24 protein-coding genes are annotated in these 25,217 nt (G+C 65.4%); 1 reads left to right on the top strand and 23 read right to left on the bottom strand.

The window, feature by feature from the left end; all coding sequences use genetic code 11:
- Window positions 1–172 precede the first annotated feature (172 nt).
- The gene (gene murA / locus A5658_RS00510; protein ID WP_067329492.1) at window positions 173–1,426 is read right to left on the bottom strand and encodes a UDP-N-acetylglucosamine 1-carboxyvinyltransferase; all 1,254 of its coding nucleotides are present in this window, start codon (window positions 1,424–1,426) and stop codon (window positions 173–175) included.
- Window positions 1,427–1,484: 58 nt separating this feature from the next.
- Here murA and A5658_RS00505 point away from each other — a divergent pair, with 58 nt between their 5' ends.
- Window positions 1,485–2,063, top strand: coding sequence for a cob(I)yrinic acid a,c-diamide adenosyltransferase (locus A5658_RS00505; RefSeq protein ID WP_067329551.1), 579 nt, complete (start codon window positions 1,485–1,487; stop codon window positions 2,061–2,063).
- Window positions 2,064–2,071: 8 nt separating this feature from the next.
- Here the strand turns inward: A5658_RS00505 and A5658_RS00500 are convergent, their stop codons facing one another.
- The 22 genes from A5658_RS00500 to argS all read right to left on the bottom strand — a co-directional run bounded on the left by A5658_RS00500 (window position 2,072) and on the right by argS (window position 25,153).
- Entirely contained in the window at window positions 2,072–2,515 is a 444-nt protein-coding gene (locus tag A5658_RS00500) for a DUF2550 domain-containing protein (RefSeq protein ID WP_067329489.1), read from the bottom strand.
- A gap of 12 nt (window positions 2,516–2,527) precedes the next feature.
- Entirely contained in the window at window positions 2,528–2,893 is a 366-nt protein-coding gene (locus tag A5658_RS00495) for a F0F1 ATP synthase subunit epsilon (RefSeq protein ID WP_067329486.1), read from the bottom strand.
- A gap of 49 nt (window positions 2,894–2,942) precedes the next feature.
- Window positions 2,943–4,403, bottom strand: coding sequence for a F0F1 ATP synthase subunit beta (atpD, locus tag A5658_RS00490; protein WP_067329483.1), 1,461 nt, complete (start codon window positions 4,401–4,403; stop codon window positions 2,943–2,945).
- 24 nt (window positions 4,404–4,427) lie between these two features.
- Entirely contained in the window at window positions 4,428–5,336 is a 909-nt protein-coding gene (locus A5658_RS00485; protein ID WP_067329480.1) for a F0F1 ATP synthase subunit gamma, read from the bottom strand.
- A gap of 6 nt (window positions 5,337–5,342) precedes the next feature.
- A complete protein-coding gene (atpA, locus tag A5658_RS00480; protein WP_067329477.1) occupies window positions 5,343–6,995 on the bottom strand; it encodes a F0F1 ATP synthase subunit alpha in 1,653 nt (550 codons plus the stop codon).
- 39 nt (window positions 6,996–7,034) lie between these two features.
- Complete coding sequence (locus tag A5658_RS00475) at window positions 7,035–8,375, bottom strand: F0F1 ATP synthase subunit B/delta (RefSeq protein ID WP_067329474.1); 1,341 nt, start codon at window positions 8,373–8,375, stop codon at window positions 7,035–7,037.
- Window positions 8,376–8,382: 7 nt separating this feature from the next.
- A complete protein-coding gene (locus A5658_RS00470) occupies window positions 8,383–8,895 on the bottom strand; it encodes a F0F1 ATP synthase subunit B (RefSeq protein ID WP_067329471.1) in 513 nt (170 codons plus the stop codon).
- 9 nt (window positions 8,896–8,904) lie between these two features.
- The gene (locus A5658_RS00465; protein WP_067329468.1) at window positions 8,905–9,150 is read right to left on the bottom strand and encodes a F0F1 ATP synthase subunit C; all 246 of its coding nucleotides are present in this window, start codon (window positions 9,148–9,150) and stop codon (window positions 8,905–8,907) included.
- Window positions 9,151–9,213: 63 nt separating this feature from the next.
- Window positions 9,214–9,999: a F0F1 ATP synthase subunit A gene (gene atpB / locus A5658_RS00460; protein WP_067329466.1), complete on the bottom strand. Its 786-nt coding sequence runs from the start codon at window positions 9,997–9,999 to the stop codon at window positions 9,214–9,216.
- Window positions 9,992–10,441: an ATP synthase subunit I gene (locus tag A5658_RS00455; protein WP_067329461.1), complete on the bottom strand. Its 450-nt coding sequence runs from the start codon at window positions 10,439–10,441 to the stop codon at window positions 9,992–9,994. The genes atpB and A5658_RS00455 overlap by 8 nt, the downstream gene beginning before the upstream one ends.
- Before the next feature lie 223 nt (window positions 10,442–10,664).
- Entirely contained in the window at window positions 10,665–11,867 is a 1,203-nt protein-coding gene (locus tag A5658_RS00450; RefSeq protein WP_156751177.1) for a glycosyltransferase family 4 protein, read from the bottom strand.
- 31 nt (window positions 11,868–11,898) lie between these two features.
- The gene (locus A5658_RS00445; RefSeq protein WP_067329457.1) at window positions 11,899–12,552 is read right to left on the bottom strand and encodes an L-threonylcarbamoyladenylate synthase; all 654 of its coding nucleotides are present in this window, start codon (window positions 12,550–12,552) and stop codon (window positions 11,899–11,901) included.
- A complete protein-coding gene (gene prmC / locus A5658_RS00440) occupies window positions 12,549–13,400 on the bottom strand; it encodes a peptide chain release factor N(5)-glutamine methyltransferase (protein ID WP_067329452.1) in 852 nt (283 codons plus the stop codon). Before prmC ends, A5658_RS00445 begins: the two co-directional genes overlap by 4 nt.
- A complete protein-coding gene (gene prfA, locus A5658_RS00435) occupies window positions 13,397–14,470 on the bottom strand; it encodes a peptide chain release factor 1 (protein ID WP_067329449.1) in 1,074 nt (357 codons plus the stop codon). The genes prmC and prfA overlap by 4 nt, the downstream gene beginning before the upstream one ends.
- Before the next feature lie 83 nt (window positions 14,471–14,553).
- Entirely contained in the window at window positions 14,554–14,796 is a 243-nt protein-coding gene (rpmE, locus tag A5658_RS00430; RefSeq protein WP_067329446.1) for a 50S ribosomal protein L31, read from the bottom strand.
- A 145-nt stretch (window positions 14,797–14,941) separates the two neighbouring features.
- Window positions 14,942–16,549, bottom strand: coding sequence for a fatty-acid--CoA ligase FadD1 (gene fadD1, locus A5658_RS00425; RefSeq protein ID WP_067329443.1), 1,608 nt, complete (start codon window positions 16,547–16,549; stop codon window positions 14,942–14,944).
- A 79-nt stretch (window positions 16,550–16,628) separates the two neighbouring features.
- Complete coding sequence (gene rho, locus A5658_RS00420) at window positions 16,629–18,416, bottom strand: transcription termination factor Rho (protein WP_369830462.1); 1,788 nt, start codon at window positions 18,414–18,416, stop codon at window positions 16,629–16,631.
- 326 nt (window positions 18,417–18,742) lie between these two features.
- Window positions 18,743–19,678 (bottom strand): homoserine kinase, encoded by a 936-nt coding sequence (gene thrB / locus A5658_RS00415; RefSeq protein ID WP_067329437.1) that lies wholly within the window; start codon window positions 19,676–19,678, stop codon window positions 18,743–18,745.
- Window positions 19,678–20,760, bottom strand: coding sequence for a threonine synthase (gene thrC, locus A5658_RS00410; RefSeq protein WP_067329434.1), 1,083 nt, complete (start codon window positions 20,758–20,760; stop codon window positions 19,678–19,680). The genes thrB and thrC overlap by 1 nt, the downstream gene beginning before the upstream one ends.
- Window positions 20,757–22,082, bottom strand: a complete 1,326-nt coding sequence (locus tag A5658_RS00405; protein ID WP_067329430.1) for a homoserine dehydrogenase — start codon at window positions 22,080–22,082, stop codon at window positions 20,757–20,759. Before A5658_RS00405 ends, thrC begins: the two co-directional genes overlap by 4 nt.
- A 3-nt stretch (window positions 22,083–22,085) precedes the next feature.
- The gene (lysA, locus tag A5658_RS00400; RefSeq protein ID WP_231997153.1) at window positions 22,086–23,420 is read right to left on the bottom strand and encodes a diaminopimelate decarboxylase; all 1,335 of its coding nucleotides are present in this window, start codon (window positions 23,418–23,420) and stop codon (window positions 22,086–22,088) included.
- An 80-nt stretch (window positions 23,421–23,500) separates the two neighbouring features.
- Complete coding sequence (gene argS, locus A5658_RS00395; RefSeq protein WP_067329545.1) at window positions 23,501–25,153, bottom strand: arginine--tRNA ligase; 1,653 nt, start codon at window positions 25,151–25,153, stop codon at window positions 23,501–23,503.
- Window positions 25,154–25,217: the final 64 nt, after the last annotated feature.

The following is a 25,217-nucleotide window of genomic DNA, read 5'->3' as shown; positions in this document are numbered from 1 at the left end:
GCGCCACAAATGCGGTCACAAAAACAACAACAAAAACAAAACCACCAAACACACTATTGAGTTCTCAAACAACACCCGTTTTCGGGCAACCCTGCTACTGTACTCCATCGCAAAAGCGCCGTCAAACTGCACGATTCACTGCCAGGGGCAGGTGTGCGACGTACCTAGCCGTCTACTGTACCCGCTCGATTTCTGCGCCGAGACTGGCCAGGTTCTCCACGAACAGCGGGTAGCCACGGTCGATGTGAAAGACGTCGTGGACCTCGGTGTCACCGTCTGCGACCAGGCCCGCAAGCACCAGTCCGGCGCCGGCCCGGATGTCGGATGACCAGACGGGCGCACTCGAGAGCTGAGGAAGACCGCGTACGACGGCATGGTGTCCGTCGGTACGGGCATCGGCGCCCAGTCGGATCATCTCCTCGACGAACCTGAACCGCGCCTCGAAGACGTTCTCGGTGATCATCGAAGTGCCGTCGGCAATCGACGCCAGAGCGATCGCCATCGGCTGCAGATCCGTCGGAAAACCGGGGAACGGCAGGGTGGCGACGTTGACGGCCTTCGGCCGTTCGTACTGGGTGACCCGGAAGCTGTCGTCCGTCTGGGTGACCGTGGCGCCTGCGTCGTGCAGTTTGTGTAAGACGACCTGCAGATGTGCCGGATCGATGCCGGTCACGGTGACGTCCCCGCGAGTCATCGCGGCGGCTATTCCCCACGTGGCGGCCACAATTCGGTCACCGATCACACGATGCTCGGTCGGGAATAGCCGCGGGACACCGGTGATCGTCATCGTCGGCGAACCCGCGCCTTCGACATGCGCACCCATTTGATTCAGCATCGTGCACAGATCGACCACGTCGGGTTCCCGCGCGGCGTTGTGAATCGTCGTGACACCCTCGGCCAGAACCGCGGCCATCAAGATATTCTCGGTGGCTCCGACCGAGGGGAACTCGAGCTGAATTTCCGCGCCGTGCAAGGAATCTGCCTGCGCGACGACGCAGCCGTGTTCGATATTGCAGACGGCTCCGAGTTGCCGCAGACCGGCTTGGTGCATATCCAGCGGACGCGAGCCGATGGCGTCACCACCTGGCAGTGCGACCCTGGCGCGCTTGCACCGCCCGACCAGGGGGCCGAGCACGCAGACCGAGGCCCGGAACTGGCGCACCGCAGCGAAGTCGGCGTCGTATTTGGGTTCGTCCGGCGAGGTGATGCGTACCGTCGCGCCGTCCAACTCGACGTTGGCACCAAGGCCTCGCAGCACCTCGGCCATCAATGGCACATCGAGGATGTCGGGGCAGTTGGTGATCGTGCTGGTACCTTCGGCCAGCAACGTCGCCGCCATCAACTTCAGAACGCTGTTTTTGGCTCCCCCAACAGCGACTTCGCCCGACAACCGACTCCCACCGGTCACCACGAAACGCTCGGTCACGCGGGCTAGTTTAGTGAAGCAGTATCGCCCTGTCAGTCAGCTAGGTACGTTCGTGATCATGGCCGTACATCTGACTCGCATCTACACCAGGACCGGCGACGACGGGACCACTGGATTGAGCGACTTCTCGCGGGTTTCCAAGAACGACACGCGATTGGTGGCGTACGCCGACTGCGATGAGGCCAACGCTGCTATCGGTGCGGCCCTGGCCTTGGGCGCCCCCGACGAGCGGATTGCTCACGTGCTGCGACGGATCCAGAACGACCTGTTCGACGCGGGCGCGGATCTCTCGACACCGGTGGTCGAGAATCCGAAGCATCCGCCGCTGCGCGTTACGCAGGACTACATCGACCGCCTCGAGACCTGGTGCGACGAGTTCAACGCGGCTCTGCCGCCGCTCACATCCTTTGTGCTGCCTGGTGGTTCGCCCCTCTCCGCGCTGCTGCACATCGCCCGCACGGTGACGCGGCGGGCCGAGCGCGCTGCCTGGGATGCAATCGATGAACATCCCTCGGACGTCAGTCCGCTGCCTGCGAAATATCTGAATCGCCTGTCCGACTTGCTGTTTATCCTGTGCCGGGTGGTCAATCCGGACGGCGACGTGCTCTGGCAACCAGGCGGCAGACGAGCCGACTAGCCGCCACGTCAGGTGCTGCGACGGCGCGCGCGCGGTGAGGGACGCGACTCCAGCCACGACTGGAACGCCGTCAAAGCCCCTCGGTCCAAGGCGATTTCGTAGCCTGCTTTGCGCTCCTGCGTGGCATCGCGTAGTTCCAGCACGATGATCTCTTCAGTCATGATGTCGAACTCGTCGCCGCGCGGTGGTCGACGCGAGACGACCTCGACGCCGCGCCTGTTGAGCTGGCGATCCGGCCAGAGGCGAACACTCGACAGTCGATAGAACGCGGCATCGCTTCCGCGGTAACGGATTACGCCGTGACGCCAGCCGTGGCCGCCCACCGCGGGGATGTCCCGCATGATTGCCGCTGTCCCACCCTGGCGCAGCTTCCACAGCCGATAGCTGAGAGCGACGACCGCCAGCCCCAAAACCGCAACGAGCACGACCATGACAATCATGAGCGCGCTCATCGCAGTGGTATATCAGTCGAGCGCGCCGACTGCGCGCAGCCTGCCGCGTCCCCTAGCAGCGATGCGAGGGTCGTCTGACTCCGAATCTTCTTTGGCCGCCGCCTCGTCGATCTCCGACTCGAATTGCGCCGACTCCGCGAGGATGCTCACGCTCTCCTCGGTCACTGACAGGAACCCGCCTTCGATGGCGACCCGAAGGTCGTCCTCGCCCGCACGCTCGACACGAACCATCGCGTCGTCAACCAATTGCGCAACCAGCGGGATATGACTGGGCAGAATCCCGATCTCCCCCACCGTGGTGCGCGTGAAGAGGAACGTCGCCTCGCCCGACCAGATCTTCCGATCGACGGCAACGATCTCCACGTTCAGCGCGGTCATCTCACACCTGCCCTTCCACGCTCAACCTTCGCCGCCGGCACCAACAACATCACAGCTTGGCGCCGAAGCTTTCGGCCTTCTTGGCCAGGTCGTCCAGGCCACCGATGAGGAAGAACGCCTGCTCGGGGATGTGGTCGAAATCACCCTTGGCCAGCTTGTCGAACGCCTCGATGGTTTCCTTCAGCGGCACGGTCGAACCCGGCTGCCCGGTGAACTGCTCGGCCGCCATCATGTTCTGCGACAGGAACCGCTCGATCCGGCGGGCCCGGTTGACCTGCTGCTTGTCTTCTTCCGACAGCTCGTCGATACCCAGAATCGCGATGATGTCCTGAAGGTCCTTGTAGCGCTGCAGGATTCGGATGACTTCCTGGGCAACCCGGTAGTGCTCGTCGCCGACGATCGCGGGGTCCAGGATGGTGGAGCTGGAGGCCAGCGGATCCACGGCCGGGAAGATCCCCTTGGAGAACACGTTTCGCGACAGCTCGGTGGTGGCGTCCAAGTGAGCGAACGTGGTTGCCGGGGCCGGGTCGGTGTAGTCGTCGGCGGGCACGTACACGGCCTGCATCGAGGTGATGGACTTGCCTCGGGTCGAGGTGATCCGCTCCTGCAGCTCACCCATTTCATCGGCCAGCGTGGGCTGGTAACCCACGGCCGAGGGCATCCGACCGAGCAGTGTCGACACCTCGGAGCCGGCCTGGGTGAACCGGAAGATGTTGTCGATGAACAGCAGCACGTCCTGGCCCTGCTCGTCGCGGAAGTACTCAGCCATCGTCAACGCCGACAACGCGACCCGCATACGGGTGCCAGGCGGCTCGTCCATCTGACCGAACACCAACGCGGTGTCCTTGAGCACATCGGCGTCCGCGAGCTCGACCCAGAGGTCGTTGCCCTCACGCGTGCGCTCCCCGACGCCGGCGAAAACCGAGGTCCCACCGAAGTTTCGGGCGATACGGTTGATCATCTCCTGGATCAGAACCGTCTTACCCACACCGGCACCACCGAACAGCGCGATCTTTCCACCACGCACGTAGGGCGTCAGCAGATCGACGACCTTCAGGCCGGTCTCGAGCATTTCGGTACGTGGCTCGAGCTCGTCGAACGGCGGGGGCTTGCGGTGAATCTCCCAGTGATCGAAGTCTTTTCCGTAGCCCGGTTCGTCAAGGCAGTCGCCCAGCGCGTTGAACACGTGGCCCTTGACGCCGTCGCCGACCGGAACCGAGATCGCGTCACCGGTGTCAGTCACCTCGACGCCACGGACCAGACCGTCGGTCGGTTGCATCGAGATCGCGCGAACCAGATTGTCGCCGAGGTGCTGTGCGACCTCGAGCGTGAGGGTCTTCGCCAGGTCCTTATAGGTGATCTCGGCGTGCAGGGCGTTGAACAGTTGGGGCACCGAGCCACGCGGAAATTCGACGTCAACCACGGGTCCGGTGATCCGCACGACGCGGCCGTGGGTGTCGCTGCCGTTCGGGTTCGTCGACTTCTCAGTCTTTTGGGTGGTAGCAGCCATGTCCTCTTCGCTTCCTGATGGGGCTTATTTGGCGTCGGCGAGCGCGTTGGCGCCACCGACGATTTCGCTGATTTCCTGGGTGATCTGGGCCTGCCGCTCACGGTTCGCCTCGAGCGTGAGCGACTTGATCAGGTCGTCGGCGTTGTCGCTGGCCGACTTCATCGCCCGTTGCCGTGAGGCCAGTTCTGACGCGGCGGACTCGAGCAGCGCCGCGTACACGCGGGTGGTCAGATACCGCGGCAGCATCGCATCGAACAGCGTCGTCGCATCCGGCTCGAACGAGTACAGCGTCTTCGGCTCGTTGTCGTCCTCGACGTACTCCACGACCATCGGTGCGATGCGGTGCGCTCCTACCGACTGCGACATCATCGACTTGAATTCGGTGTAGACGACGTGCACTTCGTCGACGCCGTCGTGCTCGTCGGACTCGTCGTCGCCGCGGCCGGCCATGAACGCGCTCACCAGCGAATCGGCCACCTTGACCGCGTCCTCATAGCTCGGCCGCTCCGAGAACCCGGTCCACGAGTCTTCGATGTCCCAGTTGCGGAACTTGAAGTAGCCCTGCGCTTTTCGCCCGACGGTGTAGAGCACAGGTGTCTTGCCGTCTTGCCGCAGCCGCGAGAAGAGCTCCTCGGCTCTGCGGAAGGCGCCGGAGTTGTACGCTCCGCACAGGCCACGGTCGGACGAAACGACCAGCACCGCAGCACGTTTCGGCGAGGGGTTCTCGACCAGCAGTGGGTGGTCGAGCGCGGCCTCGGCCGCCAGTGTGGTGAGCACGCGGGTGAGTTCGACGCAGTAGGGCCGGGCCTCGTTGAGCCGAGCCTGCGCCTTGCCGATGCGCGACGTCGCGATCATTTCCTGCGCCTTGGTGATCTTCTTGATCGCCCCGGCGGAACGAATGCGACCCCGCAGTTCGCGAAGTGTGGCAGCCATCCTCGATTACTTCTTCTGCTCCGGCGGTGCGGGCTTGTGCACCTGCACCGCTTCCTTCTCAATCTCTTTTTCGTCAAGCGCCTCGACATGCTCATCGGGCACCACCGAACCACCGCCGGTGGCGGCGAAGCCCTTCTTGAACTCGTTGATCGCGTCGACCAGCTTGTTCTCGGTCTCTTCGCTGAGCTTCTGGCTGTCCTTGATATCGGACAGGATGCCGTCCTTGCCTCCGCGGAGGTGGTCGAGGAATTCAGTCTCGAACCGGTGCACGTCCTCGGTGGGAACCGAGTCGAGGTGGCCACCGGTACCGAGGAAGATCGAAACCACCTGCTCCTCAACGGGTGCCGGCTGGTACTGCGGCTGCTTCAGCAACTCCACCAGCCGCTCGCCGCGCTCCAGCTGCGCCTTCGAGGTGGCGTCCAAGTCCGACGCGAACGCGGCGAACGACTCCAGCTCCCGGTACTGCGACAGGTCCAGTCGCAGCGAGCCGGCGACTTCCTTCATCGCCTTGATCTGAGCGGCACCACCGACACGGGACACTGACACACCGACGTTGATCGCCGGGCGGACACCCTGGTTGAACAGGTCGGACTCCAGGAAGCACTGACCGTCGGTGATCGAGATGACGTTGGTCGGAATGTAGGCCGAGATGTCGTTGGCCTTGGTCTCGATGACCGGCAAGCCTGTCATCGAGCCACCGCCGAGCTCGTCGGACAGCTTGGCGCAACGCTCGAGCAGCCGCGAGTGCAGGTAGAACACGTCGCCCGGGTAGGCCTCACGGCCGGGCGGACGACGCAGCAGCAGCGAGATGGCGCGGTAGGCCTCGGCCTGCTTGCTCAGGTCGTCGAACACGATCAGCACGTGCTTGCCGTTATACATCCAGTGCTGGGCGATCGCCGAACCCGTGTACGGCGCAAGCCATTTGAATCCGGCGGCGTCGGACGCCGGCGCCGCGACGATGGTCGTGTAGTCCATCGCGCCGCCCTCGTCGAGCGCACGCCGCACCGAAGCAATCGTGGTGCCCTTCTGACCGATGGCCACGTAGACGCAGCGGACCTGCTTCTTCTCGTCTCCGGTCTCCCAGTTCTCACGCTGGTTCAAGATGGTGTCGACGCAGACCGCGGTCTTGCCGGTCTTGCGGTCACCAATGATCAGCTGACGCTGGCCACGACCGATCGGAGTCATCGCGTCGATGGCTTTGATGCCCGTCTGCAGCGGCTCGGAAACGCTCTGCCGCTGCACTACCGACGGGGCCTGAATCTCCAACGCGCGACGCGTTTCCGCCTTGATGTCGCCCTGGCCGTCGATGGGCTCACCCAGCGGGTTGATCACGCGGCCGAGGAACTCGTCGCCGACCGGGACCGAAAGGACCTCGCCGGTCCGCTTGACCTGCTGGCCTTCTTCGAGCTTCTCGAAGTCACCCAGGATCACCGCGCCGACGCTGTGCTCGTCGAGGTTCAGTGCGACACCGAGCACCCCACCCGGGAACTCGAGGAGCTCCTGGGTCATCACGGACGGCAAACCCTCGACGTGCGCGATGCCGTCACCGGCATCCACGACGGTGCCCACCTCTTCTTTGGTGGTGTCGGAGGTGAAGGAGCTTACGTACTCCTCGATCGCACCCTGAATGTCGTCAGCCGAGATAGTCAACTCTGCCATGGCTTTTCGTTCTTCCTGCTTGTCGATGGTGTTACTGGGTCAGTCGGGCAACTGGGTCTGGGCTGCGGCGAGACGCGACGACAGCGTGCCGTCGATGATTTCGTCGCCAACCGAAATTGCGAGCCCGCCGAGCAGCTCTGGGTCGGTGGAAATCTGTGCTGTGACCGGGTGACCGTAGATCCGGCTCAGCACCTCGGTGAGGCGGGTGTGCTGGGCGTCGCTCAGTTCGGCCGCCGCGCTCACCTGCGCGACGATCTCGCCACGTCGAGCCACCGCGACCTTGGCCAGTTCTTGCACGGCCTCTTCGGCCGGCCGGCCACGAAGCAGCTCAACCGTCTTGGCGAGTAGGTCAGCCGTGGTCGCGTTGACGCCGGCGCCCGCACTTCCAAGGACGTTGCGCAGCAACTGAACTCGGGCGTCAGCCGGTGTTTCGTAGTCGCCCAGCAGGATGGCCAGGCGAGGCTGGGCATCGAGGATGCGAGAAAACCGGAACAACTGGTCTTCGACCTCGTCGAGCTGCCCGGCGCGATCGGCGCGAATCAGCAGCGCTTGGCGACCCGCCAGCTCGATGGCATCGATCAGGTCGCCCTCGGCCGACCAGCGCTGGGAAACGGCCGCTTTGGCCACGTCAAGCGCGGCCTGACCGACCTTGCCCGACACCAAACGTTCGAGCAGTCGGACTCGCGGTGTCGCATCCTCTGCGGTCTGCGTGAGGTAGCGGTTGACGACGGTCTCCCGATTCAACAGCGCCACAACGGATATCAGATCATCGGCGAGCGTTGACAAACCCTGGTCGTCAAGGCCGTCGGCAATCCCATCGAACTTGTCGAGCAGGTCCGTCAGGGCCTGCCGGCTGGCCGAGCGCATCTTCGTCGCGACGGGATATTGGACATCGGCCGTCGACGACGCCATGTCGTCGAGCTCGTCCAGGAAACGGTCCACAGTCGCCGACTGCTGTGCCGGGTCGGCCACGTATCCGCGCACCAATTCGCCTGCCCGGTGCACAGATTCGGCACCGATGTCCTGACGCAGCTGACGGATCAACTGCGCGCGCATCAACTCCGCTTGCTTGGCGCCCTGCTGCTTGATCCGCTCGGCGTCACTGTCGGCTTGAGCCCGTAGTTGTTCGCCGATGCGTTTCGCGTCGGCTCGCGCCTCTTCGGTCAACCGCTGCGCCTCGGCGCTGGCGTCTTCCTTCGCCTTGGTGTGGGCACGGCTGGCCTCCGCCAACCGATCAGCGGCGGCCGCGGATTCCGCCAGCTGCCGGCGCACGGTGTCTTGCTGGTCCGCCATCATCTTTCGCACTGGTGGCACGACGTAGCGCCAGACCAGCAGGATGATGACGGCGAACCCGACGAGCTGCCCGATAAATGTTGACATCTGGTGCTTACCGCTCCGAACCTATAGCCGAGACCGAGGTGCTGATCTCGACGCCGAGGATGCGGCTCGCCAGCGCGGTCGAGAGGCTCTCCACCCGCGTGCGAAGGTCCGCAGCCACGGCGTCACCCTCCCGCTTGAGTTGCTCGGCGACGTTCTGCAGGTTCGAGGAGACCTCCTCCTCGGCCTGCCCACGCTTTTCGTCGACGACCTTGCGGCCCTTGGTCCGAGCCTCGTCGCGAGCCGCCGATGCCGTAACCCGAGCGGCCGACATCGCCTTCTCGTAGTCCTCTTGGGCAGCGGCGAATTGCTCGGCCGATTTCTTGTTGTCTGCAACCGTTTTGGTGACCATGTTGTCGCGCTCTTTGAGCACCTTCGAGATCGGCGGGACCACGAAGGTGCCGATCACCCCGAGCACGATCAAGAAGATGATCAGCACGACGAAGAAGGTGCCGTTAGGCATGAGGAAGTTGCCCTCAGCCTGGCTGGCAGCCGCCAGAACCACAGCGCTCATGTCACCCATCTCGACTGACTACTTGACCGGAGTGGCGAAAACGAACAGCGCCATGAAGGCCAAGTTGATGAAGTAGGCGGCCTCGACCAGACCAACCGTGATGAAGAACGGCACGAACAGCCGTCCTTGCGCCTCGGGCTGGCGGGCGATGCCGGCGATCAGGGCGTTACCGGCGACACCGTCACCGATACCGGCGCCGATCGCGCCTCCGGCCATGATGAGTCCACCGCCGATGAGGGCGCCGGCAGCGATTGTGGGGTTCATTGCTTATCCTCCTTGATATTTGGTAGCGGTCTACCAAGTCTGTGGTGGTCGAGCCAGGACGTCTTAATGGTGGTCTTCCTCCAGTTCCATCGACTGGCTGAAGTACAGGATCGTCAGCAGCGCAAAGATGAACGCCTGGATTGCGCCGACGAACAGGTCGAATGCCTTCCAGACCGCGTTCGGCGCCCACAGCACGTATGGCGGGAACAGCGCGATCAGTGCGACGAGGATGCCGCCGGCGAAGATGTTGCCGAAGAGTCGGAGCGACAACGAGATCGGCTTGGCGAGTTCTTCGACGACGTTGATCGGCATGAAGATCACTCCGACGACCGGGGACAGGTTGTCCCACACGTGCCCCTTGAGGACCTTGACCGGATACCCGATCGGGCCGGCCCGCCAGATGCCGGCCAGGTGGTAACAGATGAACACGAACAGCGCCAGCGCCAGCACGTAGTTGATGTCCGAGGCAGGCGGGCCGAACACCTCTTTCGGCGATCCGCCCGATGACTTGGTGTACTGCAAGGGCAGCACCGACAGCCAGTTCGAGATCAGGATGTAGACGAAAAGCGTTACCGCGAGCGGCAGTACGAAGGGCGCGATACGCATTCCGATCGCAGCCTCGATCTGGTTGCGCATCTGGATGGTGATCGCCTCGAAGAACAACTGCACGCCGCCCGGGACACCACTCGAGGTGACCTTGGCGCGCAGGAAGAAGGCCAGTCCGATGACAATGAGGGCGGCGATCCCTGCCGACATCACCGTGTCGACGTTGATCGTCAGGCCGAACAACTCGGCGGTGTCGTGATGGCCGACCTCGATGGCGCCCTCAGCCAGCAGCATCTCAGTCATTGCTGTATCCCATCCCTTCAACACCGTCAGCCGCTCCGCTGCGCAGCTTCTTCCAGACCGGCAGTGCGGTCGTCAGCACCAGCAGCACCTGAAAGAGCGCAAGCCCGAATACCACGCCAAGCCCGGCCGGCCGGAACACGAACGCGATCGCCAATCCGATCGTCGTGATCACCAGCAGTCGCGTCGCAGAGTTCGCCGCCATCTTCTTTTTCAGCGGGTGCTCTTCGGCGGTGATCGCCGCGACCGAACGCTGCACACCGAGCGCATTGAGCAAACCCAACAGAAGTCCCACGCCGAAGAAAAGGCCGACCTTCGGATTGCCGAGAGAAGCGGCGATTGCGACCGCGACGGCAGTCAGCACAACCGAGATCGCGAACAGGCGAATAGGCCGAAACGCAATGGACGGGAACACCAACGGCGTGTCCTGCGCTGGTGTAGTCACTGCAGCACCTCAGTCCTCGTTCGGGGGGAGTTGTGCGTTGCTTGTCGCGTGGCCCGTTGAGCGTATCGGAGCGCTTTCAGCGCGCTCGCATCACCCAAGGGACTACTCCCCATTGTCGGTCGTTGGTCGGCAGGACCGGAGCTGGCTCCGACTGCCGATGGCCGGCAACCCGCGAGGTTAATTCGGGTTCTACCAGCACCGTACCATATCGACGAGGACTCTACTACTCCTCGTCGTAGACATCGTCACCGCGTCGTAGCAGCGGAATCAGCGTTGCGACGACCGCGATCACGGTGGCACCCAACATGACAGCGCCGGTGTTCCGCGGATCGAAGAAAATGGTGCTTGCCGTGCCGAATGCGACAATGCCGACCCACAGATAGATGATCAGCACGACCCGCCGATGGGAATGGCCGATTTGCAGGAGTCGGTGATGCAGATGCATTTTGTCGGGGCTGAACGCACTGCGGCCGGCTCGGGTGCGGCGCACGATCGCCAGCAGCAGGTCGAGCATCGGGACGAACATGACCGCAACGACCAATAGGAACGGCGACAGCAGAGCAAACACATCGCGGGCGCCGTACGCGTTCTGCGAGATGGGTCCGGCGGCCGTCGTCGACGCCGCGGCCAGCATCAGGCCGATGAGCATCGAACCGGAGTCACCCATGAAGATCTTGGCCGGATGGAAGTTGTGCGGCAGGAAACCCAGGCACGCTCCGGCCAGCACCACCGAGATGACCGCAGGCGGATAGAACAGCACGTCGCCGCCGTGGTCGCGGAGCAGGCCGACGGAGAACATGCAGATCGCCAGCGCGGTGATGAGCCCGAGTCCGGCGGCCAGCCCGTCGAGGCCGTCGACGAAGTTCATTGCGTTGACGATCGAGACCGTCAGCGCCAACGTGAGCAGGATCGACGACACCTGGTCGAGGACGATCGTGCCCACCCCGCCCAGCGGGATATACAGGACGCTCCACGCGACGCCCATCGTCACCAACACGCTGGCCGCGGTGATCTGACCGGCGAATTTCGTCAGCGCGTCCAGGCCCCAGCGATCGTCGATCAGGCCGATGCCCATGATCAGCCCACCCGCCAGCACCACCGCGGGCATGCCCGTCGAGTAGACGAAACCGCGGGTCAGCGCGGGAAGCTGCGACGCCAGGAACACCGCCGCGATCACGCCGATGTACATGGCCAGCCCGCCCATGCGCGGGGTCGGCGTCACATGCACGTCCCGCTCGCGGGGATACGCCACGGCGCCGAATCGGGTCGCCAGCGTCCGCACTGGCCCGGTCGCAAAGTAGGTGATGATCGCGGCGGTCAGCCCTACGAGTGCGAGTTCGCGCAACGGGACGCCCGCGCCCCGATCGGCCAAGGCGAGCAAACCGCCGGCGAGGTTGTCGGCACCGCTGACCATCCGGAAAACCATACTGAATCGCCCTGAGATCGAACTGAGTCGGTCAGGCGGTGAGGCTTTCGGCGTCGACGCCGAGTACCTCGGCGATGCGTTCGGCACTGACCGGGCCGGATCGCAGGATGCGCGGCTCGGGCGAGGTCAGGTCCAGAATCGTCGAAGCGGCCTGCTGGGCCGCCGGCCCACCGTCGAGGTAGACGTCGACGAGATCGCCCAACTGCTGGCGAGCGTCACCGACGTTGACGGCCGGCGGGCGTCCGGAAATGTTGGCGCTGGACACCGCCATCGGTCCGACCTCACGCAGCAACTCGATGGCCACTGGGTGCAGGGGCATACGCAGCATCACCGTGCCGCGCGCATCACCGAGATCCCATTGCACCGACGGGGCCTGCCGGACCACCAGGCTCAGAGCGCCGGGCCAGAACGCGTGGACCAGGTTGCGCATCGGGGTCGACACCGACATGGCGAGCCCGTCGATGGTGTGCCATGAGCCGACCAGTACCGGCACCGGCATGTCGCGTCCGCGGCCCTTGGCCGCCAACAGTGCAGACACCGCCGTGCCGTTGAACGCGTCGGCGCCGACGCCGTAAACGGTGTCGGTCGGAAGGACGACCAGCCCACCGTTCTTCACCGCCGCGGCCGCCGATGTGATTGCGCGCGAACGCTGTTCGGCCTGAGTGCAGTCGAAAGTATCGGTCATGGGTGGTCACCGATCCGGCGAGCAGTGACGAATCGTGGACGACCGGTGAGATCCTGGCGAGGCACGACGTCTTCGAAACCTCTAGTGCCGGAGACCAATTCGACGGTAAACACGGACGTGGTGTCATCGTGCTCGACCGCGAGCAGGCCGCCGGGGCTCAGCACTCGTTGGGCCAGTTCGACGATCGCGGTGATCACCGTCATGCCGTCGGGTCCGCCGAACACGGCGTGCGACGGATCGTGGTCCAGCACTTCGGGATCGAGCTCAGCGCCGTCTGGAACATACGGCGGGTTGGACACCAGCAGATCGACCTGCCCGTCCAGTTCGCTGAGGGCGCCTGGCGCGGTGACGTCGGCCTCGATCAACTCCACCCCGGTGCCCGCGGCATTGGTGCGCGCGTACTCGAGGGCCGCGGCGGAGTCGTCGACGCCGATCACCCGGGCGTGGGGCCACTGCCGGGCCAGGGCGAGTGCCAGCGCGCCCGAACCGGTGCAGAGGTCGACGATCACGGGAGCGTCCGGAAGGCGTTGTGCGCTAGCCCATTCCAGCATCGCCTCGGTTTCCGGCCGAGGGATGAACACGCCGGGCCCGACCGTCAACGTCAACGGGCCGAAAGGGGCGGTACCGGTCAAGTGTTGCAAGGGAACTCGACGTGACCGCTCGGCAATCGTTTCGCGGTAGCGGTCGAAAAAGCCGTCATCGGGTGTGGCCAGCAGCGCCAGCCGCCCCCGCTCGGTACCGGCCAGATGCGCGGCTAATTCCTCTGCGTCGTAGCGCGCGGAATCGATGCCGGCTTGGGCGAGCAGCGTTGTCGCCGAGTCGATCGCACAACGCAGCCGGGTGGTCATGCCTGCTGCAGCCGGGCTTGCTTGTCGGCGGCGCCAAGGGCGTCGAACAGTGCATCCAGGTCGCCGTCCAGGACCTGGTCGAGGTTGTGTGCCTTGAAATTGATTCGGTGGTCGGCGATCCGGTTCTCCGGGAAGTTGTAGGTGCGGATGCGCTCGCTGCGGTCGACGGTCCGGATCTGGCTGGCCCGGTCGGCTGACGCGTCGGCCTGTGCCTGCTCTTCGGCCAGCGCTTGCAGCCGGGCCGCGAGCACCAACATGGCCCGGGCCTTGTTCTGCAGTTGCGAGCGCTCGTTTTGACAGGTGACCACAATTCCGGTGGGCAGGTGGGTGATTCGCACCGCGGAGTCGGTGGTGTTGACGCCCTGACCGCCCTTACCTGACGACCGGTAGACGTCGATGCGCAGATCCGAATCGTCGATCTGTACCTCGCCCACTTCCTCGGGCTCGGGATACACCAGCACGCCCGCAGCCGAAGTGTGCACGCGGCCTTGGGATTCGGTGACCGGTACCCGCTGCACACGGTGAACGCCACCCTCGAATTTCAGCCGCGACCAGACACCGTCCACCGAATCGCCCTTGCTGGCGATCGTCAGCGTCGCGTCTTTGTAGCCGCCCAAGTCGGAGAAGGTCTCGTCGAGCACCGTCACCGTCCAGCCGTGCCGTTCCGCGTAGCGGATGTACATCCGGGCCAGGTCCGCGGCGAACAGAGCCGATTCTTCGCCGCCCTCACCGGATTTGACCTCCAGTACCACGTCGTCGGCGTCGTGCGGGTCGCGTGGCGCCAGCATGTCGCTGAGCTTGGTCTCCAACTCGTCGACCCGCGCTTCGAGTTCGGTGACCTCGTCGGCGAACGACGCGTCGTCGACGGCGAGTTCACGCGCGGTCTCGAGATCCTCACGCGCAGAAGTGAGCTGGCGGTGGGTCGCCACGATCGGGGCCAGTTGCGAGAATCGCCGCCCCACCTTGCGCGCGTTGGCCGCATCGCTGTGCAGTTCGGGATCGGACAGCTTCTTCTCGAGGTCGGCATGCTCGGCCACCAGTGCGTCAATCGCCTGACCGCCTTGTGTCATGCTCACCTCCTCGCTGGACTCTCCCGCACATGAAACGACGCCCGTCCCGCGCGATTATCGCGACAGTCCGGGCGTCGATCGTGCTACTTGTCGGCCGCAGCTTCCTTCTCGGCGCCAGCCTTGCGCTTGCCGTAGCGCTTCTCGAAGCGCGCAACGCGGCCACCGCTGTCGAGAATCTTCTGCTTACCGGTGTAGAACGGGTGGCACTGCGAGCAGACCTCGACCACGATGTGGCCGCTCTCCTTGGTGCTCCGCGTCTGGAAAGTATTGCCGCAACCGCAGACCACGGTGGTCTCGACGTATGCGGGGTGAATGTCAGCTTTCATGTTTCCTCTTCATTCGTCGGCCGCCGGGTCGCCAGATCGTGCTGAGAAGATCGGACGTGAACCGGAACCGTGACTTCGGCTGACCATTATGCCAGTTCAGCCGCCATGTCCCTAAACGCCGACAAGGCCCCGCGCATTCCCGGAGCTAGCGCGCGCTGACCTGGGCTTTTGCCGAGGAGTCCACGGTCGTATAGCTGGTGTCGCGGCCGTGCCGAGTCCACAGCAGGCCGCCGTCGGGGGTGCTGCCCTGGGCGGTGAGCTGCCGTTTGAGCACCTTGTTGGTGGCGGTGGTCGGCAGCTTGTCGGTGATCCAGACGTGTCGCGGCCACGCTTTGGGCGACAGGTCCGGCTGGGCGGCCAAGAAGTCGCTGAACTCCCCCGGCTGCAACGTGGCGCCGTCGACGAGCACCAGCGCGGCCATCACCTGGTCGCCCACCTGCTCGTCGGGCACCGCGTAGACCGCGACCTGGCTGACCGCGGGCAGACGCTGCAGGATGCGCTCGATCGGCGCGGTGGTCATGTTCTCGCCGTCGACGCGCAGCCAGTCGCCGCTGCGCCCGGCGAAGTAGATCCAGCCGTCGGCGTCGCGGTACGCCAGGTCCCCGGACCAGAACATGCCGTTGCGCAGCCGCGCGTCGGTGGCGTCCTTGTCGTTGTAGTAGCCGGCGAACAGGCCGGCGCCGGTGGTGTTGACGAGTTCGCCGATCGCGTCGTCAGGGTTGAGCAGCGCCCCATCGTCGTCGAATTGAGCTACCGCGCATTCGGTGAGGGTGTCGGGGTTGTAGATGCTGACACCCGGAAAGCCTTGTCCCAGTGAGCCCGGTGGGCAGCCGTCTTCGCGGGTGATGATGATGGCGCCTTCGCTGGAGCCGAAGCCGTCCCAGACCGTGCAGTCGAACCGCCGACTGAATTCGGCGATGTCGCGGTCGCTTGCCTCGTTGCCGAAGGCAACCCGCAACGGGTTGTCGGCGTCGTCGGGTTGCTCGGGGGTGGCCAGCACGTAGGCCAGCGGCTTGCCGACGTAGTTCATGTAGGTGGCGCCGTAGCGGCGTAGGTCGGACAGCAGCCGCGAGGCCGAGAAGGTGGCCGGCACCATCGCTGAACCGGAGCCGACGGCCACGCTCCAGCCGGCCAGCAGCGCGTTGGAGTGAAACAGCGGCATCGACAGGTAGCAGGTGCCCGAGGAGTCGACCTCGAAACGGCCAATCAGGTTGGCGCCGGCGAATATAACGGTCAGGTGGGTGATCTGGACGGCCTTCGGCTCGCCGCTGGTGCCCGAGGTGAAGATCATCATCAACGTGTCGGTGGGTTCCACCTCTTTGTGAGGTACCAGTGGGCCGGCCGAGGCGAGCAGACCCGACCACTCGTCGCCGCTGACATCGATGACGCGGACCCCGGGCAGATCCAGACCGTCGAGCAATCCGCGATGGGCGGGGTCTGTGAGCAGGATCTGGCAGTCGGCGCGCGCGATGTCGTTGGCCAGTGCGGCGCCGCGACGGGTGTCGTTGATGCCGCAGAGCACGAAGCCGCCGAGCGCGGCCGCGGCCATCGCGGTGAGCATCTCGGGGGTGTTGCCCAGCAGCGCGCCGACGTGCAAGGGCCGCTCGGCGTCGGCGATGCCGATCAGTGCGGAGGCGGTTGCCGAGGCGTCGGCGAGATGTTCACGCCAGGTCCACACCCGGTCTTCGTATTTGACCGCAGGCGTGGAGTCGCCGCTGCGCTCGCGAAGCAGCTGCTGAATAGTGTCCGCCACAGGCTGGCACGTTACCGCCGCAGCGGGGGTCGCAAAGCGGGACTGGCGATGTTGTCCGACGGAGTCGGTGTGCTAATCGCTAGTCGTTGTCCATGCCCGGTGTCGTCTTGGACACCTGGACCAGGAACTCGTAGTTGTTCTTGGTCTTTCGCAGCTGCGACATCAGCAGGTCGATGGCCTGGTGCGAGTCCAGGCCCGACAGCACGCGGCGTAGCTTGTGCACGACCGAGAACTCGTCGGGCGAGAGCAGCAATTCGTCCTTACGCGTACCGGAGGGATTCACGTCGACGGCCGGGAACACCCGACGCTCGGAGATCTTGCGGTCGAGCTTGAGCTCCGCGTTACCCGTACCCTTGAACTCCTCGAAAATGACTGTGTCACCGGTGGATCCGGTCTCGACCATCGCGGTGGCGATGATCGTCAGCGATCCGCCCTCCTCGATGTTGCGGGCCGCGCCGAGGAATCGCTTCGGCGGGTAGAGCGCCGTCGAGTCGACACCACCGGACAGGATGCGGCCCGACGCCGGGGAGGCGTTGTTGTATGCGCGGCCCAGTCGGGTGATCGAGTCCAGCAGCACGACAACGTCTTTGCCCTGTTCCACGAGTCGCTTGGCACGCTCGATGGCCAGCTCGGCTACCGCGGTGTGGTCGGTCGGAGGCCGGTCGAACGTCGAGGCGATGACCTCACCCTTGACCGACCGCGTCATGTCGGTGACCTCCTCAGGGCGCTCGTCGACGAGCACGACCATGAGGTGGCATTCGGGGTTGTTCTTGGTGATCGCGTTGGCGATGTCCTGCAGGATAGTCGTCTTACCTGCCTTGGGCGGTGACACGATCAGCGCGCGCTGTCCCTTACCGATCGGCATGATCAGGTCGATCACGCGGGTGGTCAGCCGATCACCCGTGGTCTCCAGGCGCAGGCGCTGGTTGGGGTACAACGGCGTCAGCTTGGTGAAATCGGGACGGTTCTTGGCATTTTCGACCGGGCCACCGTTGACGGTGTCCAGGCGCACCAGCGGGTTGAACTTCTGCCGCTGATTGGGCTGTTCGCCGTCCTTGGGCACCCGCACCGCGCCGGTCACCGCGTCGCCGCGGCGTAAACCGTTCTTGCGCACCATGTTCATCGAGACGTAGACGTCGTGCGGGCCGGCCAGGTAGCCGGAGGTGCGGACGAACGCGTAGTTGTCGAGCACGTCGAGGATGCCGGCGACCGGCTGGACCACGTCGTCCTCACGCAGTTCAGTGTCACCACCGCCGCTGTCGCGGGGCCCGTCACCGCGGCGCCGACGTTCGCGGAACCGGCGACCGCGACGACCGCCGCGTCCCTCACCGTCGTCGTCGTTCTGGTTCTGGTTGTTCTGGTTGTTCTGGCCACCGCGGTTCGGTTGACCGCCGGAGCCTTGCTCGCCGCCCTTGTCCGAATCCTTGTCGGAGTCGCGACCTTCGGATTTGTTGTCCTGCCGATCGCGGGCGGGCTTGTCGTTGCCGTTGTGCTGCTTCTTCTCCGTCTGGTCGCTCTTCTCCCCCGCGTTGCTGTCGTCGGAAGAAGGCTTGTCGCCGGCGTCGGTGCGGGCCGTCTGGATGTTGTCGGCCGCTTCGGTGTGATTGTTGGCGGCGGCCTCGGCGGCGTGATTTTCTGACTCGCCCGCGCCGCTCTTCGTTGGCGCGCCGTTGGAGTGGCCGCCTTGGCGGCTTTCCCGGATCGCGGCGATCAGTTCACTTTTGCGCATTCCCGAGGTGCCCTTGACGCCGGACCGGTTGGCCAGCGCGCGCAGTTCGGGGAGCACCATGGTGGCCAGCGAGCCATCCGACGCGCCTGATTGGGCGTCGTTCGCGCTGGAAGTATCGGGGGTCACGGGGTTCGACAGGTCGTCATTTCCGGTGCTGTCGCCAGCCGTAACGAGGTCCGTATCGGTCACGGATTTCCTTTCTCTCCCTCGCTGATCTAGTCAAGCCAGGGGTTCGTTGCACTTAGCCAATTCGCCGAGTGCTGCCAAAGACCGACTCTGTAACGGTGATTGCCAAGATTGGCGATGCAAATGGCGAACCATCGTCAACGAGAAGAATTTGGTATTCGTCCTAGTGGTCGCGCAATGTCTGCGCATGAGGCAGATGACTGCGATTGCTGGACGGCTCCGAGGATAACCTTCTTCGATGCCGGAAGCAAGAAGCCCCCTCGCCGTGTCTGTGGACACTAGCTGGGGACTGCTACCCCGGAACTCCAGCGCACGCCGTCACCGGGCGTCATCTCGCTGATCGCAAATCCGTTTGCGACAGCGTAGTCGTGCACTTCGGCGGGCAGTTGGGCCACCGTGCTCAGGGCGATAACTGCCGGTCCGGCGCCCGAAAGCACAGCTGCCAGGTTGTAACGCCGCAATAGCTGCAGGTATTCCGCCGACGCCGGCATCGCCGCTGCCCGGTGCGGCTGGTGCAGCACGTCCTCGGTGGCCGCCATCAGCAGGTCAGGCCGCTCTGTGAGGGCCACCACCAGCAGCGCGGCGCGGCTGAGGTTGAAGCGGGCGTCCTCGTGGCTGACCTGGGTCGGCAGTAGCACCCGGGCCTCCACGGTCGACGAGCGCTGGACGGGAATGGCCGGAAATAGATGAATGTCGGGATGCAGCCGTAGCTGTGCCGCCGCATAGGCAGGCGCGCCTCCGCTGGTGTCGGTCCACGACACCACGGCGCCACCGAGCACCGCCGCGGCCGCGTTGTCGGGATGCCCCTCGAACTCCGAGGACAATTGGATCAGCTCGGGTTGGCTCAGCGGCGTCAAACCCGCTTGCGCAAGAAGGCCGTTGACCGCCGCCAGACCGCCGACGACAGCCGCGGCCGACGACCCCAGGCCCCGTGAATGCGGAATAGCATTGCGGCACAGTACTTTCAGGCCAGCGGCGCTGACACCGGCGGCCTGCAGCCCGTGCTGGACGGCGCGCACGACGAGATGACCGGCGTCAAGGCTCAATTCCCCGGCGCCCTCGCCCTCGACCTCGACTACGAGGCCGGAATCTATTGTCTCGACGATGATTTCGTCATACAGGCTCAGCGCCAGCCCGAGGCTGTCGAAGCCCGGACCGAGGTTGGCGCTGGAGGCGGGGACGACCGAGGTCCCCAAGAGGCCGGAAGCCAGCACTAGGCCAGCCCCAGTTTGGCTACGACGGCGACCGGGTCGACCGGAACCGGTTCCACCTTCGGCATGTCGCGCAGCGCAGTGTCGGGGTCCTTGAGGCCGTTGCCGGTCACCGTGCACACCACGCTCGAGCCGGGTTTTACCCAACCATCCTCGACCGACTTGAGCAGACCCGCGATGCTGGCCGCTGAGGCCGGCTCGACGAAGACCCCTTCAGCGGCTGCGACCAGGTGATACGCCGCGAGGATCTCGTCGTCGCTGGCGGCCAGGAAGCGCCCGTTGGACTCCTGCTGCGCCGCGACCGCCGGCCCCCACGACGCCGGCGACCCGATCCGGATCGCGGTGGCGATGGTCTCGGGATTTTTCACCGGCTCGCCGGTGACCAGCGGGGCCGCGCCAGCGGCTTGGGTGCCGAGCATGCGCGGCAGCGTGTCGGTCACGCCGTCGGCGTGGTATTCGGTGTAGCCCTTCCAGTACGCGGTGATGTTGCCCGCGTTGCCCACCGGTAGAGCGTGAATGTCCGGGGCGTGGCCCAAGACGTCGACGATTTCGAATGCCGCGGTCTTCTGGCCGTCGATGCGAACCGGGTTGACCGAATTGACCAATGCGATTGTCGGGAAGTCGGCGACGATCTTGCGGGCCACCTCCAGGCAGTCGTCGAAGTTGCCGTCGACCTGAATGATCTTGGCTCCGTGCATGACCGCCTGCGCGAGCTTGCCCATCGCGATCTTGCCCTGCGGGATGAGCACCGCGCAGGTGATGCCGGCGCGGGCGGCGTAGGCCGCGGCCGACGCGGACGTGTTGCCCGTCGAGGCGCACAGCACCGCCTGCTGACCGCGCGCCACCGCGTCGGTGACGGCCATCGTCATGCCGCGGTCCTTGAACGAGCCGGTGGGGTTGAGCCCCTCGACCTTCAGGTGGACCGTGCACCCGATCTGCTCCGACAGCCGGGGCGCCGAGATCAACGGCGTACCACCTTCGAACAGGGTGACCGGGGTCCAGTTGTCGCCGACCGGCAACCGGTCCCGGTATGCCTCGATCAGGCCCGGCCACTGCCGGTGTACGGCCGCCTTGGACGAAGTCATGCGTTGGTTCCTTCCAGCCGCAGGACGCTGGCCACACCCTGCACCACATCCAATTCGGCCAGCGCGTCGACGGTTTCGGACAGCGCAGCGTCGGTCGCGGTGTGGGTGACCACGACGACACGTGCCCCGACGCGGCGTCCGCCCTCGCCGACCACACCTTCCTGGCGTACTTCGGCGATGCTGACTTCGCGCTTGGCGAATTCGGCTGCGACGGTGGCCAATACACCGGGCTTGTCGGCGACGTCCATGCTGACGTAGTAGCGGGTGGGGATCACGCCCATCGGGGCGATCGCCAACTGCGCGTACTTCGACTCCTTCGGCGCCCGGCTGCCCAGAACCCGGTTGCGCGCGGCCATCACCAGGTCACCGGTCACGGCCGACGCGGTCGGCGCGCCGCCGGCGCCCTGGCCATAAAACATCAGCCGCCCGGCGGCCTCGGCTTCGACCACGACGGCGTTGAAGGCGCCGTTGACGGTGGCCAGTGGGTGCTCCAACGGCACCAGCGCCGGGTATACGCGGGCCGAAACCCGTTGCAGCCCATCGTCCCCGGCGATCCGCTCGCAGATCGACAGGAGCTTGATCGTGCAACCCAGGGCTCGCGCGGACGCGAAGTCGTCCGGGCTGATCTTGGTGATGCCTTCGCGGTAGACGTCGTCGGCGGTTACCCGGGTGTGGAATGCAATGGACGCCAGGATGGCGGCCTTCGCAGCGGCGTCGAAGCCTTCCACGTCGGCGGTCGGGTCGGCTTCGGCGTAGCCGAGCGCGCTGGCGTCGGCCAGCGCCTTTTCGTAGTCGGCGCCGGTGCTGTCCATTTCGGACAGGATGTAGTTGGTGGTGCCGTTGACGATGCCGGCCACCCGCTGCACGGTGTCGCCGGCCAGCGACTGGGTCAGCGGGCGGATCACCGGAATCGCGCCGGCCACGGCGGCTTCGAAATACAGGTCGACCCGGGCGCTTTCGGCGGCCTGCGCCAGTTCGCCGGTGGAGACCGAGAGCAGCGCCTTGTTGGCCGTCACGACGGACTTGCCGTGCTCGAGCGCGGACAGGATCGCCTTGCGCGACGGTTCGACCGGTCCCATCACCTCGACGACGATGTCGACGTCGGCGCGGGTGACCAGTGCCTCGATGTCCTCGGTGAGCAGGTCGACGGGCACACCGCGGTCGTCGGCCACGCGACGGACACCGATGCCACGCAGGATCAGCGGCGCACCGACGCGGGCGGCGAGGTCGTCGGCGCTCTCCTCGATAATGCGGACCACCTCACTGCCCACATTGCCCAGTCCCAATACCGCTACACCGACCGGCTTTTCATCGCTACTCACGACTCACCTCACTTCCAGACTCAGCAGATCGTCGACCGTCTCCCTGCGCAGGATCAGACGGGACCCTCCGTCGCGTACGGCCACCACCGCGGGGCGGCCGATCAAGTTGTACCGACTCGACAGCGAATAGCAGTAGGCGCCGGTCGCCGCGACCGCGACCAGGTCACCGGGCGCAATGTCGTCTGGCACCCAGGTGTCGCGGACGACGATATCGCCGCTCTCGCAATGCTTTCCGACGACACGCGCCAGGGTTGGCTCGGCGTCGGTGGCGCGCGATACCAGTCGGATGTCGTAGTCCGCGCCGTAGAGCGAGGTGCGGATGTTGTCGCTCATGCCGCCGTCGACGCTGACGTAGCGGCGGTGCGCCGTCGCGCTGACGCCCACGTCTTTGACGGTGCCGACCTCGTACAGCGTGACCGTCCCCGGACCCGCGATTGCGCGCCCGGGCTCGACGACCAGACGCGGAACCGGAAGGCCGACGGCCGCGGACTCGTTGCGCACGATGTCGCTGAGCTTGTCGGCGAGTTCGCCCACCGGTGGCGGGTCGTCGTTCGGCAGGTATGAAATGCCAAGGCCGCCACCGAGGTCCACGGTGGCGATCTGCGCGGTCTTGTCGACGCCGAACTCGGCGACCACGTCGCGCAGCAAACCGATCACCCGGTGTGCGGCGATTTCGAAGCCGCCGACGTCGAAGATCTGCGACCCGATGTGGCTGTGCAGGCCGACCAATCGCAGGTTGTCGGTGGCGAACACCCGCCGGATCGCGGCCATCGCGGCACCGTTGGCCAGTGACAGGCCGAACTTCTGGTCTTCGTGTGCGGTGGAGATGAACTCGTGGGTATGCGCCTCGACACCGACGGTGACGCGAACCAGGACGTCCTGGACCACGCCGGCCTCCCCCGCGATGGCATCGAGTCGCTCGATCTCGATCATCGAGTCCAGCACGACAAGACCGACACCGGCCTTGACTGCTGCGGTGAGCTCGGCTGTCGATTTGTTGTTGCCGTGCAGCGTGATTCGCTCAGGGGGAAAATCCGCGTGCAACGCGACCGCCAACTCGCCTCCTGAGGCGGCATCCAGCGACAGGCCTTCCTCGTCGATCCAGCGGGCGATCTCGCTGGACAGGAAGGCCTTCGCGGCGTAGTGCACGTTGGAGCCACCACCGAAGGCCGTCGCGATTTCGCGGCAGCGGGACCGGAAGTCGTCCTCGTCGACGACGAACAGCGGCGTGCCGTACTCCTGCGCCAGCGACTGCAGCGAAACCCCAGCGATGCTGACAGCACCGTCGGCGCCACGTACGGCGTTGCGCGGCCACACATTCGGCGCCAGCTCCAGCAGCTCCTGTCCCGCACGCGGGCACGGCGGGACGCCGCCGTGGTGGAACTCCTCGGCGTGCCGGGGGCCGGCCGGGTGCGCGCTCACATTCGCTCCGGAGCGCTGACGCCGAGGATGGCCAACCCGTTGGCGATCACTTGGCGAGTCGCCTGGCAAAGCGCCAGGCGCGCGGTGTGCAGTTCGTTGGGTTCCTCGTCGCCCTGCGGCAACACGCGGCAGGCGTCGTAGAACCGGTGGTAATCGCCGGCGAGGTCCTCGAGGTAGCGGCAGACCCGGTGCGGTTCCCTCAGCGAAGCAGCGGTTTTCAGCACCCTCGGGAACTCGCCGAGGTTGCGAATCAGCGCGCCCTCTTTCTCGTGGGTGAGCAACTCGAGGTGGCTGGTGTCGGCGATCAGCCCGAGCTCCGCGGCATTACGGGCCAGCGCAGAAAGCCGCGCGTGCGCGTATTGCACGTAGTAGACCGGGTTTTCGTTGGATGCCGACGACCACAGCGCGAGGTCGATGTCGATCGGGGTATCGACCGACGAGCGGATCAGGCTGTAGCGCGCGGCGTCGACGCCGATCGCCTCGACCAGGTCGTCGAGCGTGATCACGGTGCCGGCCCGCTTGCTCATCTTCACCGGTTGCCCGTCGCGAACCAGGTTGACCATCTGGCCGATGAGCACCTCGACGGTGCCCGGTTGGTCACCGAACGCCAACGCGGCGGCCTTCAAGCGCTGGATGTAGCCGTGGTGGTCGGCGCCGAGCATGTAGATGCACAGGTCGAATCCGCGGCTGCGCTTGTCGAGGTAGTACGCGAGATCGCCGGCGATGTAGGCGTGCTTGCCGTCGCTCTTAATCACGACGCGATCTTTGTCGTCGCCAAAAGCGCTGGTGCGCAACCAGGTTGCGCCGTCCTTTTCGTAGATGTTGCCGTTCTCACGCAGCCGCGCGATGGCCTGCTCGACGCGGCCGCTGGTGTGCATCGACTCTTCGTGGGTGAAAACGTCGAAGTCGGTGCCGAATTCGTGCAGCGATTTCTTGATGTGGTTGAACATCAGGTCGACGCCGATGCGCCGGAACGTCTCGTGCTGCTCGGCGTCGGGTTGGCTCAGCGCGTCCGGCACCTGCTCCAGGATCTGCGCGGCGATGTCGGCGATGTAGTTGCCGGCGTAGCCGTCTTCCGGTGCGGGCTCACCCTTGGCCGAGGCGATCAGCGAGTTGGCGAATCGGTCGATCTGCGCGCCGTGGTCGTTGAAGTAGTACTCGCGGACCACGTCGGCGCCCTGCGTGGTGAGCAGGCGGCCTAACGCGTCGCCGACCGCCGCCCAGCGGGTGCCCCCGATGTGGATCGGGCCGGTGGGGTTGGCGGAGACGAACTCGAGGTTGATCTTGTGGGCGGCTTCGGCGTCGGAGTTGCCGTAACTCTGGCCGGCGTCGATGACGTTGTTGACGATCAGGCCCTGCGCCGAGGCGTCCAGCCGCAGGTTGATGAAGCCGGGCCCGGCGATCTCCGCCGAGGCGATGCCGTCGGCCTGGGTCAGTGCCTCGGCCAGCCATCCGGCCAGCTCGCGGGGGTTGGCGCCGACCTTTTTGGCGACCTGCAGAGCCAGGTTGCTGGCGTAATCGCCGTGCTCGGGGTTGCGTGGCCGCTCGACGGTGACCGCCGGCGGCAGCGCGGCGGTGTCGAGCCCATGCTGGGTCAACACCGCGGTCGCGGTGGCCTTCAGCAGCTCGGCAAGATCGGCGGGATTCACGCAGGCCATCCTATGGGCTGAGGTCCTCAGCCTTCGAATCCATTCCGATGCTCGGTCGGCCGCT

This window comes from Mycobacterium sp. 1245111.1 (assembly GCF_001673405.1).
In the GTDB taxonomy this organism is placed as follows: domain Bacteria; phylum Actinomycetota; class Actinomycetes; order Mycobacteriales; family Mycobacteriaceae; genus Mycobacterium.
This window is presented reverse-complemented; position numbering and strand designations above follow the sequence as displayed.

Coding starts and splice junctions, on each gene's coding strand:
- A5658_RS00475 (WP_067329474.1), bottom strand. CDS start 8,375: ATGTCAACATTTATCGGGCAGCTCGTCGGGTTCGCCGTCATCATCCTG.
- A5658_RS00470 (WP_067329471.1), bottom strand. CDS start 8,895: ATGGGTGACATGAGCGCTGTGGTTCTGGCGGCTGCCAGCCAGGCTGAG.
- A5658_RS00505 (WP_067329551.1), top strand. CDS start 1,485: ATGGCCGTACATCTGACTCGCATCTACACCAGGACCGGCGACGACGGG.
- A5658_RS00445 (WP_067329457.1), bottom strand. CDS start 12,552: ATGACCGATACTTTCGACTGCACTCAGGCCGAACAGCGTTCGCGCGCA.
- atpB (WP_067329466.1), bottom strand. CDS start 9,999: ATGACTGAGATGCTGCTGGCTGAGGGCGCCATCGAGGTCGGCCATCAC.
- prfA (WP_067329449.1), bottom strand. CDS start 14,470: ATGACACAAGGCGGTCAGGCGATTGACGCACTGGTGGCCGAGCATGCC.
- A5658_RS00495 (WP_067329486.1), bottom strand. CDS start 2,893: ATGACCGCGCTGAACGTGGAGATCGTTGCCGTCGATCGGAAGATCTGG.
- A5658_RS00450 (WP_156751177.1), bottom strand. CDS start 11,867: ATGGTTTTCCGGATGGTCAGCGGTGCCGACAACCTCGCCGGCGGTTTG.
- A5658_RS00500 (WP_067329489.1), bottom strand. CDS start 2,515: ATGAGCGCGCTCATGATTGTCATGGTCGTGCTCGTTGCGGTTTTGGGG.
- atpA (WP_067329477.1), bottom strand. CDS start 6,995: ATGGCAGAGTTGACTATCTCGGCTGACGACATTCAGGGTGCGATCGAG.
- A5658_RS00465 (WP_067329468.1), bottom strand. CDS start 9,150: ATGAACCCCACAATCGCTGCCGGCGCCCTCATCGGCGGTGGACTCATC.
- thrC (WP_067329434.1), bottom strand. CDS start 20,760: ATGACTTCGTCCAAGGCGGCCGTACACCGGCAGTGGCCGGGCCTGATC.
- rpmE (WP_067329446.1), bottom strand. CDS start 14,796: ATGAAAGCTGACATTCACCCCGCATACGTCGAGACCACCGTGGTCTGC.
- prmC (WP_067329452.1), bottom strand. CDS start 13,400: ATGACCACCCGGCTGCGTTGTGCGATCGACTCGGCGACAACGCTGCTC.
- A5658_RS00485 (WP_067329480.1), bottom strand. CDS start 5,336: ATGGCTGCCACACTTCGCGAACTGCGGGGTCGCATTCGTTCCGCCGGG.
- atpD (WP_067329483.1), bottom strand. CDS start 4,403: ATGGCTGCTACCACCCAAAAGACTGAGAAGTCGACGAACCCGAACGGC.